Genomic DNA, 18,269 nt, shown 5'->3' on the forward strand with positions numbered 1-18,269 from the left:
GATAGGCTTACGGATACCACTTCTAATTTTCTCACACAAAACTTCCTTTCTTGGCAACCTTCGGTTAAGCCAGTTACATATTATTCCCCGGAATTTCTTACTTACTATGCAATCCTCCCTTGCAAAGCAAAACTCCGTGCCTATTTTACTGATAGCTCTGGAAATATGATCTCACAGCAAGATCTTGAACTATACACCTTTGCTTCCGGTAATGCCTATACTATTCCATTGCAATATGCGATAGTTGCAGGTCGGTTGGGGCATAAACTACCTGCCTATTATGATGTTTGGATAGAAAACAACTCTTCAGAGCGTTTAACATATATACAACGGTATTATGCATCCGATATGCGCTCGGAGCAAGAGCAATGGATTCTATTCGAAAACTCACTTGGAGGAATTGATACTTTTCGTGCTTATGGTACAACTGATTTTATAGGTGAACACACACATAATATTGCGGAAGTTGAAGATATAGCTTTTGAGTATCGGGTAGACACAGAGCGGAAATTTCAAAAAAATACAGGGCATCTTAATCGGAAAGAACGGCAGTGGTTACTTGATTTCTTTCCTTCTGAGGTGAAGTATATTTATTCAGGTTCTGCTTTGCGACGCATAGTTGTCGTAGAAAGTAATGTTACTTATACTGACCGAGAACTTCCGAGTCATTACACGTTTACTTATCGTTATGCAGACGCTCGTCCATTATTGAATCTTCCCAGAACTGATATTCCTACTGAAGTACTTAATATTACAGTACCCGAAGTCGGTTCTTTTACGGTGCCCCCTCGACTTGTTGAATTTTCTCGCTTATCACTAACTGAGGGGGCACTATTTCCTGTCCAGCAACCTTATTCAGAAGAATGGAATACTACCACAGCAGGTGCTTTGGAAGAATATATTTCAAATAGAATTTACGCAAAATACAATGCTGCTTGGAGTAAGCAGATATACTTAATAAGAAGGAATGATAAGACTCCTCCAACTGAAGAAAATGCTTACTCTGCCTTGGAAGCTGATAATAGGTTTCTTACTAAGGAAGAAGTTCCTGACTCCTACTTCACGAAGAAAAGATCTCCTGATGGACAAGAGTACTTGCATACGAATTATCCACTTGTACTTGAAAGGTATGCTGTTTTTGGGCATGGTGATACTCCTTATCTTCCTTCCATGTTTGAAGAGATTCCTTTGGATCAGCAGACTTTGGGCTGGAAGGATGGGGTAATTACTGTGTTAGGAGGTGGAGGTTCTGACTTCGATGAATTGGCCATGTGGGGTATCCTCGGTAAAGAAGGTGTTCAGCAGATCGACAAGTCACATTTGTCCGGTGCTCTTGCCGGATATGCGACAGAGAAATTTGTCACAGATAAAGGCTATATCACTTCCTCCGCTCTTACCGGCTACGCTACGGAGACCTTCGTCAGAGAGAACTTTGTAACCCTTGCCGGTGCCCAGGAGATTACCGGTGAAAAAGATTTCACCGGCGGACTGAAAGTAAACGGTGGCCTGCTCGATTACGATCCGACCGAAAGAGTTTGGAAACTGAACGGTAATATGCTGATCTCAGGTAACATCACTTTCGGCTGGGACAATGGAACATACACAGCTCCGACCCTTCTTGATCTGTTGCCTTATGATCCGGCTACCCTGTCAAAAGAGGGCGGCCGGCTGTCAGTAATCGGCAGTGCCGGTTCAAGCTTCGACGAATCCGCCATGTGGACCGCACTCTTGAAAAGTGGTTCTCAACAGATCGACAAATCACATCTGGGTACAGCTCTTGCCGGATATGCAACAGAGAACTTTGTAAATACGAACCTTAATGCCCTGAAAGGAGCCGGTCTTCCAACTACGGAAGGATATCGCAATGTTACAGAGATAGCCAATACCCTGCTTACCTTTCTCACCGGATCAGATACCGACTCGACAATCAACAAATGGAAGGAACTTGAAGCGTTCCTGGCCGGATTCTCCGAAACGGATACCCTTGCTACTGCTCTATCTGTCAAAGCGGATAAAACCCGTAGCATTATTGCCGGCACCGGTCTTTCCGGGGGTGGTGATTTGTCTGCGGATCGTACCTTGTCCCTTTCTCCTTCCGGAATAAAGGCCGGTACATACACTAAACTCACCGTTGACGCTTATGGTCGCGCAACGTCCGCATCAGGGTTGATAGCCTCTGATATCCCCACTTTAGAGATTAGCAAAATCAATGGTTTGCAGAATCGTTTGAATACCTTCGTCACCCTTGCCGGTGCTCAGGAGATTACCGGTGAAAAGAATTTCACCGGCGGACTGAAAGTAAACGGTGGCCTGCTCGATTACGATCCGACACATAAAGTCTGGAAACTGGATGGTAACCTGTTAATCACAGGTAGCACAACCTGGAATGCGGTGGGCGATTATACTGCTCCGACCCTTCTCGACCTGCTACCTTACGACCCGGCCACTCTGTCGAAAGAAGGTGGCAAACTTTCCGTTATCGGTGGCGGTGGAAGTATCGGTGGTGGCAACATTATGTTGAACGGCACACTCTATGAAGCGGCTAACGGAGTCATCACACTGCCTGATTTATATCAGAAAACACCTAATGGAACCGCATCACAATTTCTCAAGGCCAATGGTAGTGTGGATTCCAACCTTTATGCATTAGCGTATGGTGGTGACCAAAACAGTATTCAGTATTCAAGTAAATCTAATTACTTAAGAGTTATTGATAGAAGAAATGACACAATACTTCCAACCTCTTATGATAATTATAATATTAGTGGCTTATTTCATATGTCCGGCATGCCATCCTCTAACTGGTGGTCAGGTATTCATGTGAAAGGTTGGGGAGAAGGTTATGCTACCTGGGAACTTGTTGGCCCTTCTTCAACAGATAACACTAATAATAGATTATATTATAGAGATGGCAAAGGTTCTTCTTGGGCTACTGATTGGAAAGGTATAGCTTTTCTCGAAGATTGTAATAAAGTTGCAACTCCTTACTTTGAGGGACAAAATATATATTCAGACTATGGGTGGTGGGTAGTTGCTTTATGTAAACTTAGTCCTGCTGATTCTGAATATAATTATGCAAGCGGTACCATGTTTTACAGAAGAGGAAATGGTATATATGGCAATGGCTCTGTAAACTTTAGTGTTATGAAGAAATATAGTACTACTAATGTTTATGCAGGAGTTATATATAATGGATTTGGAGTATCTACAGATGAAGATGCTCCTAAACTATGTACTTTTACTTATGGTGGAGTTAAATATTGTGGTCTTAAATGGACAGGAGCAGCAAGTTTAGATAATATCAAAACTCTTATATATGATATAAGTTCTACAGGATTACCGTTTTATGTCAAGTATTTCAATTCTCAGAGTGGAGAAGTATTTAACGCTGAAATAAAAAATTCTATTGTTGAACTTGGAAGTGATATTATATTATATAATACCAGTACACCTTGTGGATTATTTACATCTGCTAATAAAGGTTTAGAGATTAAAGCTAAAGACAACGCTTGGGCATTTACAAGATATAATACTAATGGTAGAATAGTCGATACTGGTTTATCTGGTACTACTGCTGGTTTAGCAGGACAAGCAGGTAATTATGAAATTAGACCTGGAGCAAATAATAATGAAGGAGTATTTGTTAGATATAGTGGAAGTTCTTATGGCAAATTTGCTGTAGTTAATAGAAGTGGTTCAGAATGTTCTATTGGATATTATAATAACGTCAACCCTACAGGGGATAAACCTGTTTGGACAGTAGGCGCTGGTATTAGGAATCAATGGTCATTTGATTGGTGGTATTCAGATGCTGGTATTAAAATGACTATGGATAGTGATGGTAAACTATTTGTTAATAGAAAAAGTGGAGATGCACCAAGTATTTCACTTGCTATTGGGGACAATGATTCCGGTTTACATCAGATAGAAGATGGAAGAATTAGATGTTATTCTAATAATAAGGATGTTGGTAACTGGGGCTATACTGATGCCCGTTTTCATAATGTAACATTCAGAGAAGCAAGCAACAACGACTATAATGGCTTGGGTCTTATGGTTAATGGAAATGGAACAGCTAATACAGTTAAGCCTGGTATTGGTTTCCATCAGCCGGGAGTATATGCCGGAAGTCTTAGGCTTGATGGTGCAGGAGGTTGGACATTTGCAGTTCAAGGAGGGAGTACCGGCGGTACTGTCAGCGCAGGTTCTTTTTATGCCAATGGAGGCTGGTTATACAGTAATGTTAATGGTTGCGAGATAAGAATAGGTAGTCAAAATACAAGCTATGTTCATATAACGAACAATGCTAACAGACCGTATTATATTGATAATACTATTAATATATCCGGCACTATATCTCCTTATTCAGACAACACTTATGATTTAGGCAGAAGTGCAAGTAAATGGAATTATATATGGGGTAATCACTTTATGGGTAATTCTGCATCTGCCACATTTATACTTCCGAACTATGTCGGCGGACAACAGGCGAATCCTCAAACCTATTTCAATAATAGTATGGGGGTCAAAGTAGCTATGACAGGCGTTAATCCTGATTCATATTGGGGCGATACTTTATGGATTAATGGATATGGGGGTACTGATGTCCCGGATATGTGTGCTTTGCATTTCTCAAGGGGCGGTGCTCCTCTTATTTATATAAGCAGTCAAAAATATCACGCTACGAGTTATGGCACAATGTACCACATATGGACCGGCTATAATTCAAACCATTCTTCTGCTGCCTGGACTTGCAGTACCTTAAATGCAAACGGAAGGATTAGCACTACCTCTGATATATATTCTGCCGGTTGGGTCAGGGCCGGCGGAAGTAACGGATTCTATTGCGAATCCTATGGCGGTGGCATTCACATGACAGATTCGACCTGGGTACGTGTCTATAATGGTAAACAGTTCTATGTAGGCAGCACCTCTTCCGATGCCATCCATACCGCCGGAGGTATTAACGCAAGTGGCAGGATTTATGCCGGTGGTCACCTGAGTACTAATGGCGGTCTTGCTGTAAGTGGTATCTATGGCGGCTCAGGCGCATCAGGTTTTAATGTGTATGCTGTATTCCAGGGCAGGTCAGACCATGGAGGGATAGAAGTGAGGGCTTCTGACAATACCTTTGGTATCGGTGTACACTCCAATGATCACATGTACTGGTGGTGGGGAACATCAACCTCAACCAATTCCAGTTCTGGAAAATCCTATATCATGGACTATGGCGGCGGTAACTGGAGTTTCACCGGTAACCACTATGTCTCCGGTTATTCAACCTGGGGTTCCGACTCACGTTATAAAACCTATCTGGGTGAAGTAACCCTGCAATTGGATCAGATCGCAGACTCACCCACTATCTACTACCGCTGGAACAGCAAGAAGAGAGATCGTGACGGGCTTCTCCATGTGGGTGGTTATGCTCAGTACACCGAGCAGATCCTTCCGGAACTGACCCATGAGACAAGTAACTTTAAAACGATGGACTATGCTGTATGCGCTTATGTATACGCAGTACATGCAGCCCGGTTCCTCCGGGATCATCTCCTTTCAGACTATGAATGGAAGTCGGACACGGAGTTGAGAATGGATGCTTTGGAAAAGGAAAATATCAAATTGAGAAACAGAATTGAACAATTAGAAAGGAGGGCTGCTTAATGGCGGTATATAATCGAATCCCTGAGCGGTTTACTAACCTGGATATCCGCGATACCCTGAACGCTTATGGTGGAAGTGTGGGCGATAACTCGCTTAACTATTTCTCTGCTGCTGCACGCATTAACATGTGGAGCAAACGTAAACCGGTGAAAAGAAATATCATGTTTAATACGGAGGACCCGAACTGGTTCCGTGCCGATTCCGGAAACTACGGTATCAATGTCCCCCATGCAGCGGATATTGCGCTACTGACCGGAACTTACACCTATGATATACCTGTTCAGGGATCGTACAACCTGCGTGTCGGTGATTTTGCCGGATACAATCCGGAAGCTACCGTACCATTCACTACCATGCTTCCCTCCGGACTTATCCTTGCCTCCGGCAGTGCCACTGTTGTGAAGTTGATGCTGAAATCACTTGATTCAACATACAATGTTGTCCCGGCCGATATATTCCCATCTAATTCATATTTGGGATGTGCTGTCACATACGGAGCCCGGACGCTTATTAAAACGCTTTCGGTTACAATCTTCAATGGAGGGGTAACTCTGAACATATCCGATTGCGAGCTCTTGAAATCAGATAAGACGGGAGTCAGGATAAAGGTATTCATCTGTACATCGCAGGTTCCATCCTGGCAGGGTGAAACGACACAATCCTATTACAGCTTGAATGCAGAGGACGGCTTTGATGAATCGACCGTTGATATCGTCACCCCGCATGCCGATGTTTACTCGTTCGGCATCCTTGGACTCAGCATTATCGAAGCGAGAAAGATATCTTTAATCGGTACGGCGATTATCAACTCCGGAAGTCTCTTTCAAGAGGGCCGCTTAATAAGCAGACTGGACAATAATTACTATTTAAAGTCGGTAAAAGTCGTTGCGACCCGTGCAAGTGACGGTGTTACTGTTGCCGAGAAAGCACAAAGCATAACATCTTCCACTACACCGACACGCTTAGGAAACGACTGGATGGCAGGTGAGTCCGTCAACTTCAGAACACCGGTCTCTATGCCGGATGTTCCGGCCCTTCCTGCTAATGATTATTATCATTTTACATGCTATTTTAGATTTGAATGATATGGAAAGAGTAAAACTATTTATTGAAGGTAACCTTATTGTAAAATATGGTTACAAAATGGGGGGGGGGTAAAATCTTCTTACAACAAAAGAAAGAGGATTTTGAGTATGAAAAACTAATTGAAGGTGATTATGTCTATAACGGTGAAACTGGCGATATCGCTTTGTCTGGCAGTGTTACTTTCCTTCGGAAAGGAGGTGAGGATGGCTGTTTATAATGTTATTCCTGACCGTTTCACGAATCTTGATGTTCGTGATACCCTGAACGCAAACGGTGGCAGCGTCGGGGATAACTCAAGCGATTATTTTGGGGTTCGGGCGAATGTGAACATCTTCTCTTTGAAGAAGCCCGTTAAATTCAACAAACAGTTTGTAACGGATGCCGATGCGTGGTGGAAAGCTGATAATGGGAATTTCGGTATCATCCTTCCTCCGACCGGCTCTCTTCCGGCTGTGGGTTCCCCCATGTCTCCTTGGTCATGGGATTTTCCCGGCGGTAGCGGCAGTCCGTTGAGAATTTCAGATTATGCAGGCTATAATCCTAAAGCCCCACACCTGTTTTCGATGCATCCGGACCCCGGCCTGTATCCCAATTCGCAATTCAGATGCTCCATCCTGCTAAGGCAGAATGCTGAGATATCAATTAATAGTATAGCTGATATCAGCAGGGCTTATATGGGTGTGGTGGTAAGGCATCAGGCAAACGGAGAACTTCGATTCCGTACACTGAACAGGTCCGTTATGGAGATGCAGCAACAAGAATATGCAGTGGTACTGGATGTTCCGAATTGGCCGGACGGTAAAGTGGATGTTTATATGGTTGCTTCCTACGCTGAAGCTTCAGAGCAGTCTTACAGTAGTATAAATGTGACTCTGTTTTCAATGAATCAGGGTCCTTTAGAGACAGCTTACATGGTCAAGACCCTTGCCAAGCCTGTACCGAACAGCTTTAAATTTGATTATAAGGTCGTTAATGACTTTGCGAATGAATATCATTTGGAATGTACATTTACGTCTATTAAAGGAGCATGGGAGAAAGCCCGATTCTCAGTATTCCTTGAGTCTGATCCGATTGGTGCTTTCCTCGGTGGTATGGGTGAGTCTTTATCTCCTGCTCCGATTGGAGAAATGCTGTCACAGGGAGAGTCGTATACATTCAACTCTCAATCATTTACTCGTGTACAGACTTCTCAAAATAACTATGTAAACTATACAGCGAGATACTTAGGAGACAATTATCAATCCGGCTCTATCTTCTTTAGAGCCAAATAAATTAGAATAATGGAAAATCAAGAAACAAAAATCAGCAATGTAACCACTTCAATGAAAGTGGAGAAAGAGATCAACGGATTTAAAGTATCCGGAACGGTCGAAGTCTATAACGACAGTAAACGGATCAAGCGCATTGACGCTTCCGTACAAAAAACAGATTCGAACGCTATGGCACCTTTCAAGTATTCCTTTACGGTTACCCGTGGACTGAACGATATGGTCAATCCATCTGAGGAGAATGAACCGGAACGGGACCAGGCTCTGACAGCCGGCATCGAATTTGAGAAAGCTGTTGAACAGGCCGTATCCGGTATGATATTTAACACTATCGTAGAATAACATTAAAACAGAATCAATGGAAAATCAAGAAACAAAAACAGAAAAGAAAATCGTGAAAGTGAAACTCAGTGATGCAATTAAGAAGGCATCTATCCTGAAAGCCGTTCTTCTTGCTTATAAAGATAAGGAACTGCCGGCAGAGCTCAAATCTAAAGTGATGATGACCCGTATTTATTACGGCAAATTTCGCAAACAGTTTGAAGAGGATGTAAAAGAAGCCCGTGAAGGACTGAAGCCGGAAGGTTATGATAAACAACTTCAGGAAATCGACGAACTGGAAAACAAGGCTCGTGGAGATAAGGACATTCGTAACCTTACTCCTGAAATGCTAAAATCTGCTCTCACCCAAGAGGAATACGACAAGCATGAAGCTTTCATGCCAATTTTCAACAAGTATATGGAAGAGGTCACTAACTTCAAATCTGAGAAGTTGGATGAAGAGGTGGAGATGGAAGAAAAGAAATTCACTCAGAAAGAGTTCGATGAAATTCTGAATGTCAATACCGCTGAGAGCTATAATCTTGACCTGTGTATGCCCTATAACGGTAAGAATATGATCTTTCCCGGATCAATGAAAAGTGCCGATCTTATGGAGGTACTGTATGAAGAATTGGTAGGGTAAATGTAATTCCGCCCAACCTTCTCAGGCTGGGCGGAATGTACGGTATGAAAGAGGAATGGATAATTGGTTTATACTCATACCGTATAGTTGGTAATGCGTATTTAAGATTTATACTAATATAACAATTAGATCGAAAAAAAGTTGAAAAACGATCTTGCTTGTTATGTAGGACGGTAGGACAGTAGTTTATAAATAATAGCATGTACAATATTTCCATGTAGATTTTAGATGGAACCATTGAAATGCTTGGTTTCCTCATGCACAGCTAAGTTATTACCTTTCAGATATTGGTTGGTAGTCGATATGTCTGAATGTCGTGCTTGATCTCTTGCAATAACAATTCCTTCAGCGTTGGCCAGGTCGCGGATTCCAGAATCCTTTAATGAATAAAATTGATAATTCTTCGGAAAGCTTAAAAGGGCTCGTATCTTGGCAAAGTATTCTCGGAAAATTCTGGCATCTGCTTTCTTCTCCGCTGGTTTAAAATCTCGACCAAACAAAAAATAGTGGGAAGGATTATCAAATGTACCAAGCTCAATCATCAGTTTTATTAGTTCGTCGTTAAGTCCTACCATTCCATCTCTACGGTTCTTTGATATCGATGATGCAATGAATACTCGCTGCTCTTTGATATTGATATCCTGTAGGCGAATGTTTGTTAGTTCATCGGGGCGTATAAAAGTGTAATACTCCATTCTACATGCGAGTAAATAGAATTTGTTTGTTTCTTCAAGGTAATCCTTCATTCGAAGCAGGTCCTCTTTGCTTAAGGCTGATCGGAATTTTATTTCTTCTGCTAAACTCTTAATCTTTTCCACCGGATTATTTTCTAAATATTGTTTCTCAATTAGCCAACTGCAAAATGCTGAAGCCCATACTCGGTAGTTGTTACGGGTCCGGGGGGATGCATCTCGATCCAATAATATGTAATCGAGGAAGTCACTAATGTATGCTTGATTGAATTGGTAGATATATATAATAGGTATGGCTAAGCTGGAATTGTAATCCATTAACATGTTTAGTCGCGATTGATAGTCAATGTTTGTTTTTGCTTTCAGTGCTGAAGTGCTGGTCAATTTATTAAGGTATTTACGGTAGAGTTCGCATACTTTATAGAACTCGGCATATTGGCGTGAGTTTGATGCTTCAGCCCATGGATTCCATCCTGATCGGAGACGATTGGTACAGTTGGTTATAATTTCGGCAGCTTGTTTTTTGCGTGCTGATTGTGATTTTATAGAATCAAGCATGTACTTTTTGCGTCGCATTTTACCTGCTACCGGGTCGTAGCATAGAAAATCGACATACCAATTTTTTCCTGTGTGTAACTTGGGTAACGTGTAGTTGATAACTTCGTGTAAGGAAGCTCCTTTTCTTGTTTTAGGGCACATTTTTTTTACATTCTTTCGATTGAGAAGAATGTAAGCGGTTAATTCTCTATTATTTTTTTAGTCCGACATTTGTCCGACCTATCTTTAAAAAAGAAAGGCAAATAACTATTTTACAGTCATTTACCTTTTATTTAGTTGCGGAGGCCTGACTCGAACAGACGACCTTTGGGTTATGAGCCCAACGAGCTACCAACTGCTCCACTCCGCGATGTTTCTGTTTTGTGAGTGCAAAGGTACGGCTTTTATTTGAACTACCAAATATTTCGATATTTATTTTTCGATAAAAATGTTGTTTTTATGCTATGTTGCTGGAAATCAGCGATGACCTGTTTTACTTTTTTTCATAGTGCTTTCAGGTACAATTGTTAATAATTTATTTATTTTCTTGTGTGGACGAAAGAAAAGAATTACTTTTGCACAAATAATTCAGCAATGTGCAATTAACCTATGACCGTATCAAAAACAAAAGCCAAGTTAGTAGACGTTGCCCGTCAGCTTTTCGCCAAGATGGGCGTGGAGAATACTACAATGAATGATATCGCTCTTGCTTCTAAAAAGGGTAGGCGTACGCTCTATACCTATTTTAAAAGTAAGGATGAAATCTATTTGGCTGTTGTAGAGTCTGAACTGGATATTCTGTCGGATATGATGAAGCGTGTGGCAGATAAAGATATCTCTCCTGATAAAAAAATTATAGAGATGATCTACACGCGACTGGATGCAGTAAAAGAGGTGGTTTATCGTAACGGAACACTCCGTGCCAACTTCTTCAGAGATATTTGGCGGGTGGAGAAAGTCCGCAAAAGGTTTGATGCAAAAGAAATGCAACTTTTCAAAAGTGTGCTGAAGGAAGGACAAGACAAAGGGGTGTTCCATATAGACGATGTGGAAATGACCGCTGCGTTGGTACATTACTGCGTAAAAGGCATCGAGGTGCCATATATTCGAGGACATATCGGGGCGAACCTGGATATGGAAACCCGAAAAAGATATGTTGCCAACATCGTGTTTGGTGCACTACATAGAACAAAAATTAATCAATAATTTAAATTTAGTATGGGATTATTAGATGGAAAAACAGCCATTGTGACCGGTGCGGCTCGTGGTATTGGTAAAGCTATTGCTTTGAAGTTCGCTTCTGAAGGAGCAAATATCGCATTTACAGATCTTGTTATCGACGAAAATGCACAGAACACAGCGAGAGAAATCGAGGCAATGGGTGTAAAAGCTAAAGGATATGCTTCGAATGCTGCCAATTTTGAAGATACTGCAAAGGTGGTAGAAGAGATTCATAAAGATTTTGGACGTATTGATATTCTGGTTAACAATGCAGGCATTACTCGTGACGGATTGATGATGCGTATGAGTGAACAGCAGTGGGATATGGTTATCAACGTAAACCTGAAGTCTGCTTTCAACTTTGTCCATGCTTGTACACCGATTATGATGCGTCAGAAAGCAGGAAGCATTATTAACATGGCGTCAGTGGTAGGAGTTCATGGTAATGCGGGACAGTCTAACTATTCAGCTTCAAAAGCCGGTATGATTGGTTTGGCTAAATCTATCGCACAGGAGCTTGGCTCTCGTGGTATTCGTGCCAATGCCATTGCTCCCGGATTTATAATCACTGATATGACAGCTGGCCTTTCAGAAGAAGTGAAAACTGAATGGGCTAAGAAAATTCCATTGCGCCGTGGCGGTACTCCTGAAGATGTGGCCAATGTGGCTACTTTCCTTGCTTCTGATATGTCTTCTTATGTATCAGGACAGGTGATCCAGGTTGATGGTGGTATGAATATGTAATATTCGGTATGACCGTTGTATACGAAGACAATCATATTATAGTAGTTAACAAGACCGCTTCCGAAATCGTTCAGGGAGACAAAACGGGGGATACTCCTCTTTCAGAAACAGTTAAGCAATATCTGAAAGATAAATATCAGAAGCCCGGAAATGTCTTTATCGGTGTAACCCATCGGCTGGACCGCCCCGTGAGCGGTCTTGTTATTTTTGCGAAAACCAGTAAGGCCTTATCCCGGCTGAATGAGATGTTCAAGAACAGTGAGGTCAGAAAGACCTATTGGGCTGTTGTGAAAAATTGCCCGAAGCAACCTGAAGGTGAACTGATACATTATCTGGTACGTAACGAAAAACAGAATAAGAGCTATGCTTATGATAAGGAGGTTCCCAATAGTAAGAAAGCAATTCTGAGCTATAAGCTTATCGGCCGTTCGGATAATTACTTCCTGCTTGAGGTTGACCTTAAGACCGGACGTCATCATCAGATCCGTTGCCAACTGGCAAAGATGGGATGCCCTATTAAAGGTGATTTGAAGTATGGCTCTCCACGTTCCAATCCGGATGGTAGTATCTGTCTGCATGCCAGGTATGTACGTTTTGTTCATCCGGTATCCAAAGAATTGATAGAACTCGATGCTCCTGTGCCGGATAGTAATTTGTGGCATGGGTTTGAAATAGATATATAGCAAAAAAGCCATTCCCTGAATAGACGAAGTAGGAATGGCTTTTTTGTTGTAGTGTGCTTACTATTATTCGGCAAACTGTGCAAATGCTCCTGGTGCTGCGAACGTTGTAGCAGTTGTATCAGCTACTTCTTTTTTAGGCTCGGTTTTCACAGTGTCTTTGACCTCTTTCTTTTGATCTTTTTTCACCGGATCCTGTGCCATGGCAAAGAATGATCCACAAGCAAACATAAACATAGCTACTACTAAAACTAACTTTTTCATAATTATTGCTTTTTAAAAGTTTTGATTGTCTGTTTTTTTAATTTCATGTTAAGGTCTAGGTTAAAAACCATCACAAACAAACATAAACATTGCTACTACTATAAAACTAACTCCTTAGTTTTATTTTCATTTGGTTAAACACTTGTACAGAGTATTTCCCAAATGCTGTGCCAGAAAGGAAGGCCTGATGTAACCGGTTGATTTGCAGTATGCTAAAAGAAAGATAAAGATGAAGGATAGTGTAGAACACTGTGGAAAGTGTGGAATGGGGTGTGGAAATATTCCACACCTTGCTGTTCGTTAAAGATCGATTCCGTATAGTTTCAATTTATTATATAATGTTTTGCGGTCAATGTCAAGTAATTGCGCGGCGCGACTTTTATTGTTGCCTGTCTGTCGCAACGCCTCCATTATATGCTCTTTTTCGGTATCTTCATCCCGCAATGCCATTTTGGGAGTTGAGGGTTGCGTCTCCTGTATCTCATTTCCCAGTTCTGTGAGACCAATAAAACTACCTTGTGCGAGCAGTGTGGCACGTTTGATTATATTCTTCATCTGTCTCAGGTTGCCGGGCCAGTGATATTCAAGAAGTGCTTTTGAAGCGTTGGCATCGAAGCCGATAAGTTGCTTGTCAAGTTCTTTATTAGCTTGGTCGAGGAAGAAGTTGGCAAAAAGAAGGATATCTTCTCCACGTTCTTTCAGCGTAGGCATTCGCAAAGTGAATTCATTAATCCGATGATATAGATCTTCACGGAATGTTCCTTTTTCGATAGCTTGTTCCAAATTCTCATTGGTTGCAGATACCAGACGGATATCGACTGTTATTTCTGTATTTGAACCAACAGGACGTATTTTACGTTCCTGTAATGCACGAAGAAGTTGAATTTGTATTTCGTAGCTGAGGTTACCTATTTCATCAAGAAAAATGGTACCTCCGTTTGCTGCTACAAATGCACCGGTTTTGTCAGAGAGTGCTCCGGTAAAAGAGCCTTTGATGTGTCCGAAAAACTCAGAAGCAGCCAATTCCTTGGGGATGGAGCCACAATCGATAGCGATAAACGGTTTGTCGCAACGTTTGCTTAACCGATGAATACGGTGAGCTACATATTCCTTACCGGTTCCGCTGGCACCGTTGATCAGGACTGACATGTTAGTGGGAGCTACCAGGCTGACATAATTATAAAGTTGTTTGGCTGCATCGCTTTCTCCCTCCAGATAGGAATGGGATTCCTGTTTGGTTTTGGGACTTTTACCATGTGGGGCTACCTGTGGAAGAGGGGATTCTTTAACTTGAAGGGCTTCAGTTATTTTTTTGAGTAGCTCTTCAGGATTAACCGGTTTGGCAATATAATCTTGCGCGCCCAATTTCATGGCTTGTACTGCTGATTGGATGTCTGCATATCCTGTCATGATAATCAATGGGATATGAAGTTCTTTCTCACCCATCCATTTCAATAGATGGATGCCATCGTGGTCGGGAAGTCGTAAGTCGGAAAGAATCAGATCTGTCGGTTGTGCATCGATGTGCTTTTGCGCACGTGCAATGTTACTTACCGATGATACATTAAACCCTTTTTTGCCTAACCAGGTTTTTAGCATCATTCCGAACGTAATATCATCTTCAACTATCAGTATGGATCTCATGATGTTAGCTTTTGCCTCTTTTTGTGAGCTACAAAGGTAAGAGGTTTTGAGGTAAAGTCGTATATTTGCAGACTTAAATTAAATAAAAGCGTTATGAGAAAGAATTTTTGGATATTATTAATTATACTGGTTTGCGGTGCAGTAGCTTGTAAACCGGGACAAAAGAAAAATGGAAACATGGAAAAAGAAACTGTATTGAAAATTGAGACCTCTTTAGGAGATATCAAAGTGAAATTGTATAATGAGACTCCAAAACACAGAGATAATTTTATTAAATTGGCTGAAGACGGAACATATAATGGGACGCTGTTTCATCGCGTAATAAAAGACTTTATGGTGCAAGCCGGTGATCCGGAATCGAAAAATGCTCCGAAGGGTAAGATGTTAGGTTCGGGTGATGTCGGCTATACAGTTCCGGCAGAGTTTGTATATCCTAAATATTTCCATAAGAAAGGTGCCTTGTCTGCTGCTCGTCAGGGCGATGAGGTAAATCCTAATAAGGAGTCATCCGGCTGTCAGTTCTATATTGTTACCGGAAAAGTGTTCAGTGATTCGACTCTTCTGAATATGGAACAGCAGAAGAATCAGAATAAAGTGACTGAGGCTTTTAATGCTTTGGCACAGAAACATATGAAGGAAATCTATAAAATGCGTAAGGCTAACGATCAGGATGGACTTTTCGCTTTACAAGATACTTTGTTTATACAGGCTGAGGCTGAAGCTGCCAAACAACCGGATTTTCATTTTACTCCTGAGCAGATAAAAGCTTATACTACCGTCGGAGGTACTCCGCATTTGGATGGTGAATATACGGTTTTTGGAGAAGTTATAGAAGGTATGGATGTTGTTGATAAAATTCAGCAGGTAAAAACGGACCGCAGTGACCGTCCGGAAGAAGATGTGAAGATTATCAACGTTTCTGTTATCGAATAAATATGCTGCAGATCAACAGGCATATTCTGAGCAATGGCTTGAGGCTGGTTCACTCACAGGATGCCAGCACGCAGATGGTTGCACTCAACGTTCTTTATAATGTGGGAGCCAGGGATGAAAACCCGGAACATACCGGGTTTGCTCACCTTTTTGAGCATCTGATGTTTGGGGGCTCGGTGAATATACCCGATTATGATGCACCGCTTCAATTAGCGGGAGGAGAAAATAATGCCTGGACCAATAATGATATTACCAACTATTATCTCACTGTACCCCGGCAGAATGTAGAAACTGGATTTTGGCTTGAATCTGATAGGATGCTGAGTCTTGATTTTAGTGAGCGCAGCCTGGAAGTGCAACGTGGAGTGGTAATGGAAGAGTTCAAGCAACGCTGTCTCAATCAGCCATATGGTGATGTCGGGCATTTGTTGCGCCCTTTGGCATATCGGGTTCATCCCTATCAGTGGCCTACCATTGGTAAAGAATTGTCCCACATAGCCAATGCAACATTGGAAGAGGTCAAAGATTTCTTTTTTCGTTTTTATGCGCCCAATAATGCTGTGCTTGCTGTCACCGGAAATATATCATTTGAAGAGGCCGTAAGTCTTACGGAAAAGTGGTTCGGCCCCATTCCCCGTCGGGAGGTTCCTTTACGACAGTTGCCCAAGGAGCCTGTCCAGACAGGAGAGCGCCGCCAAGTAGTCGAGCGAAATGTACCGCTTGATTCGCTTTTTATGGCTTATCACATGTGTGACCGTTTGGATGCCGATTATTATGCATTTGATATTTTATCGGATATTTTAAGTAACGGACGTTCCAGTCGCCTGAATCAGCATCTTGTACAAGAAAAACAATTGTTTTCGAGTATTGATGCCTATATATCAGGAACGATTGATGCCGGTTTGTTTCATATCAGTGGTAAACCGGCTGCCGGTGTATCATTGGAAGAGGCCGAGGCAGCCGTACGTGAAGAGTTGAACGAGTTGCAAACTGCTTTGGTACAGGAACATGAACTTGAGAAAGTGAAGAATAAATTTGAGTCTACCCAGATATTTGGAAATATCAATTATCTGAATGTAGCGACGAATCTTGCATGGTTTGAGTTGAACGGACAAGCAGAAGATATGGAGAAGGAAGTAGAACGTTATCGTGCTGTAACTGCCGACCGTCTGAAAGCAGTGGCACAAACCGCATTCCGTGAAGAAAATGGAGTGGTACTTTACTATAAGAGTAGCAAGGGAGAGCAGGAATGAGACTTATATATAAGAATCATTATAAAGCACTATTTTTTCTTGGCCTTCCTATTGTCATCGGGCAGGTGGGAGTGATTGTACTTGGTTTTGCCGATACCTTGATGATTGGGCATCACAGTACCAATGAACTGGGGGCGGCTTCCTTCGTCAATAATATGTTTACGTTGGCTATCATCTTCAGCACCGGATTCTCGTATGGGCTTACACCCATTGTTGGCGGTTTTTATGGTGTGCGTAAATTTGCTGCTGCAGGACAAGCTTTGCGTTGTAGTTTGCTTGCCAATCTTTTGGTGGGCATTTTGCTAACCGGAATTATGGCGATTCTTTATCTGAATGTGGAAAGGTTAGGGCAGCCGGAAGAATTGCTCTCTCTGATCAAACCCTACTATCTGATATTGCTTGCTTCATTAATTTTTGTGCTGTTATTTAACGGATTCAAACAGTTTACTGACGGAATAACCGATACCAAGACAGCTATGTGGATACTTCTGGGTGGTAATGTGCTGAATATTGTAGGAAATTATATACTGATTAATGGTAAACTGGGATTTCCTGAGTTGGGACTATTAGGAGCCGGGATCAGCACATTGTTTTCGCGCATTGTCATGGTGTTGGTTTTTGTATTGGTCTTTTTTGGTAGCCGTCGTTTTTTGCGTTATAAACTGGGATTTATCCGTTTAGGATGGTCACGCGCGTTGTTTCGGCAGTTAAATGCTTTGGGGTGGCCTGTCGCTTTTCAGATGGGGATGGAGACTGCTTCATTTAGTTTGAGTACGGTGATGGTAGGATGGTTGGGCACTATTGCTCTGGCTTCCCATCAGGTGATGCTCACTATCTCACAGTTTACTTTTATGATGTTCTATGGGATGGGAGCGGCAGTGGCTGTACGGGTCAGCAATTTCAAAGGTCAAAACGATATCGTTAATGTGCGACGTACGGCTTATGCCGGTGCACATATCATATTGGCTATGGGAATCGTATTGTTATCCATTGTTTTCTTTTTCCGATATCAGGTGGGAGGATGGTTTACTGACAATACGGAAGTGTCAGCGATGGTAGTCGTTCTGATGGTGCCTTTTCTGGCTTATCAGTTTGGAGACGGAATGCAAATCAACTTTGCCAATGCACTGCGTGGCATTTCGGATGTAAAGCCTATGATGCTGATTGCTTTCATTGCCTATTTTATTATTTCTCTCCCGGCCGGGTATTTCTTTGGTTTTGTCATGGGGTGGGGATTGTTCGGAGTCTGGATGGCTTTCCCTTTCGGACTAAGTAGTGCGGCAATCATGTTATGGTTACGTTTCAGGTATAAAACAAGATAA

The 18,269-nt window shown here is 42.0% G+C and carries 13 protein-coding genes, 1 tRNA gene and 2 pseudogenes; 11 read left to right on the forward strand and 5 right to left on the reverse strand.

The features are described from left to right. Positions 1–165 precede the first annotated feature (165 nt). The 5 genes from KO473_RS21305 (at position 166) to KO473_RS21325 (ending at position 8,979) form a co-directional block, all read left to right on the forward strand. A complete protein-coding gene (locus KO473_RS21305) occupies positions 166–5,661 on the forward strand; it encodes a tail fiber domain-containing protein (RefSeq protein ID WP_252733294.1) in 5,496 nt (1,831 codons plus the stop codon). Next, entirely contained in the window at positions 5,661–6,746 is a 1,086-nt protein-coding gene (locus KO473_RS21310; RefSeq protein WP_032543749.1) for a hypothetical protein, read from the forward strand. The genes KO473_RS21305 and KO473_RS21310 overlap by 1 nt, the downstream gene beginning before the upstream one ends. 132 nt (positions 6,747–6,878) lie before the next feature. Next, positions 6,879–8,018 (forward strand): hypothetical protein, encoded by a 1,140-nt coding sequence (locus KO473_RS21315; protein ID WP_252733295.1) that lies wholly within the window; start codon positions 6,879–6,881, stop codon positions 8,016–8,018. A gap of 9 nt (positions 8,019–8,027) precedes the next feature. Further along, positions 8,028–8,357: a hypothetical protein gene (locus KO473_RS21320; protein ID WP_005810966.1), complete on the forward strand. Its 330-nt coding sequence runs from the start codon at positions 8,028–8,030 to the stop codon at positions 8,355–8,357. Between the two features lie 16 nt (positions 8,358–8,373). Further along, complete coding sequence (locus tag KO473_RS21325; protein ID WP_032543747.1) at positions 8,374–8,979, forward strand: hypothetical protein; 606 nt, start codon at positions 8,374–8,376, stop codon at positions 8,977–8,979. 224 nt (positions 8,980–9,203) lie between these two features. Here the strand turns inward: KO473_RS21325 and KO473_RS21330 are convergent, their stop codons facing one another. Together KO473_RS21330 and KO473_RS21335 are read right to left on the reverse strand one after the other, a co-directional pair. After that, on the reverse strand, positions 9,204–10,370 hold the full coding sequence (locus KO473_RS21330) for a site-specific integrase (RefSeq protein ID WP_216035178.1): 1,167 nt from the start codon (positions 10,368–10,370) through the stop codon (positions 9,204–9,206). A 135-nt stretch (positions 10,371–10,505) separates the two neighbouring features. Then, positions 10,506–10,578: transfer RNA gene (locus KO473_RS21335), tRNA-Met, on the reverse strand. A gap of 239 nt (positions 10,579–10,817) precedes the next feature. Here KO473_RS21335 and KO473_RS21340 point away from each other — a divergent pair. Genes KO473_RS21340 through KO473_RS21350 form a run of 3 tightly spaced genes read left to right on the forward strand, consistent with a single transcriptional unit; the run spans position 10,818 to position 12,856 of the window. Next, positions 10,818–11,414 (forward strand): TetR/AcrR family transcriptional regulator, encoded by a 597-nt coding sequence (locus KO473_RS21340; RefSeq protein WP_005783024.1) that lies wholly within the window; start codon positions 10,818–10,820, stop codon positions 11,412–11,414. Positions 11,415–11,426: 12 nt separating this feature from the next. Next, positions 11,427–12,173 carry a 3-oxoacyl-[acyl-carrier-protein] reductase gene (gene fabG / locus KO473_RS21345; protein ID WP_005783025.1) on the forward strand — a complete coding sequence of 249 codons (747 nt, stop codon included), beginning with the start codon at positions 11,427–11,429 and terminating at the stop codon, positions 12,171–12,173. A gap of 8 nt (positions 12,174–12,181) precedes the next feature. Beyond that, positions 12,182–12,856 (forward strand): RluA family pseudouridine synthase, encoded by a 675-nt coding sequence (locus KO473_RS21350; protein WP_005783026.1) that lies wholly within the window; start codon positions 12,182–12,184, stop codon positions 12,854–12,856. 63 nt (positions 12,857–12,919) lie between these two features. Here the strand turns inward: KO473_RS21350 and KO473_RS21355 are convergent, their stop codons facing one another. The 3 genes and pseudogenes from KO473_RS21355 to KO473_RS23860 form a co-directional block, all read right to left on the reverse strand. Then, on the reverse strand, positions 12,920–13,117 hold the full coding sequence (locus KO473_RS21355; protein ID WP_005783028.1) for a hypothetical protein: 198 nt from the start codon (positions 13,115–13,117) through the stop codon (positions 12,920–12,922). A gap of 300 nt (positions 13,118–13,417) precedes the next feature. Beyond that, positions 13,418–14,338: pseudogene (locus tag KO473_RS21360) on the reverse strand (sigma-54 interaction domain-containing protein); the annotation flags it as partial. A gap of 54 nt (positions 14,339–14,392) precedes the next feature. Next, a pseudogene (locus KO473_RS23860) lies at positions 14,393–14,764 on the reverse strand (response regulator); the annotation flags it as partial. 90 nt (positions 14,765–14,854) lie between these two features. Here KO473_RS23860 and KO473_RS21365 point away from each other — a divergent pair. Genes KO473_RS21365 through KO473_RS21375 form a run of 3 tightly spaced genes read left to right on the forward strand, consistent with a single transcriptional unit; the run spans position 14,855 to position 18,269 of the window. Then, positions 14,855–15,694 carry a peptidylprolyl isomerase gene (locus KO473_RS21365; RefSeq protein WP_005783032.1) on the forward strand — a complete coding sequence of 280 codons (840 nt, stop codon included), beginning with the start codon at positions 14,855–14,857 and terminating at the stop codon, positions 15,692–15,694. Positions 15,695–15,699: 5 nt separating this feature from the next. After that, on the forward strand, positions 15,700–16,947 hold the full coding sequence (locus KO473_RS21370; protein WP_005783034.1) for a pitrilysin family protein: 1,248 nt from the start codon (positions 15,700–15,702) through the stop codon (positions 16,945–16,947). Continuing rightward, the gene (locus KO473_RS21375; RefSeq protein ID WP_005783035.1) at positions 16,944–18,269 is read left to right on the forward strand and encodes an MATE family efflux transporter; all 1,326 of its coding nucleotides are present in this window, start codon (positions 16,944–16,946) and stop codon (positions 18,267–18,269) included. Before KO473_RS21370 ends, KO473_RS21375 begins: the two co-directional genes overlap by 4 nt.

The sequence above is a fragment of the Bacteroides sp. HF-4919 genome (assembly GCF_018860125.1).

Coding starts and splice junctions, on each gene's coding strand:
- KO473_RS21320 (WP_005810966.1), top strand. CDS start 8,028: ATGGAAAATCAAGAAACAAAAATCAGCAATGTAACCACTTCAATGAAA.
- KO473_RS21350 (WP_005783026.1), top strand. CDS start 12,182: ATGACCGTTGTATACGAAGACAATCATATTATAGTAGTTAACAAGACC.
- KO473_RS21340 (WP_005783024.1), top strand. CDS start 10,818: ATGACCGTATCAAAAACAAAAGCCAAGTTAGTAGACGTTGCCCGTCAG.
- KO473_RS21310 (WP_032543749.1), top strand. CDS start 5,661: ATGGCGGTATATAATCGAATCCCTGAGCGGTTTACTAACCTGGATATC.
- KO473_RS21305 (WP_252733294.1), top strand. CDS start 166: ATGATCTCACAGCAAGATCTTGAACTATACACCTTTGCTTCCGGTAAT.
- KO473_RS21355 (WP_005783028.1), bottom strand. CDS start 13,117: ATGAAAAAGTTAGTTTTAGTAGTAGCTATGTTTATGTTTGCTTGTGGA.
- KO473_RS21315 (WP_252733295.1), top strand. CDS start 6,879: ATGTCTATAACGGTGAAACTGGCGATATCGCTTTGTCTGGCAGTGTTA.
- KO473_RS21365 (WP_005783032.1), top strand. CDS start 14,855: ATGAGAAAGAATTTTTGGATATTATTAATTATACTGGTTTGCGGTGCA.
- KO473_RS21330 (WP_216035178.1), bottom strand. CDS start 10,370: ATGTGCCCTAAAACAAGAAAAGGAGCTTCCTTACACGAAGTTATCAAC.
- KO473_RS21325 (WP_032543747.1), top strand. CDS start 8,374: ATGGAAAATCAAGAAACAAAAACAGAAAAGAAAATCGTGAAAGTGAAA.
- KO473_RS21375 (WP_005783035.1), top strand. CDS start 16,944: ATGAGACTTATATATAAGAATCATTATAAAGCACTATTTTTTCTTGGC.
- fabG (WP_005783025.1), top strand. CDS start 11,427: ATGGGATTATTAGATGGAAAAACAGCCATTGTGACCGGTGCGGCTCGT.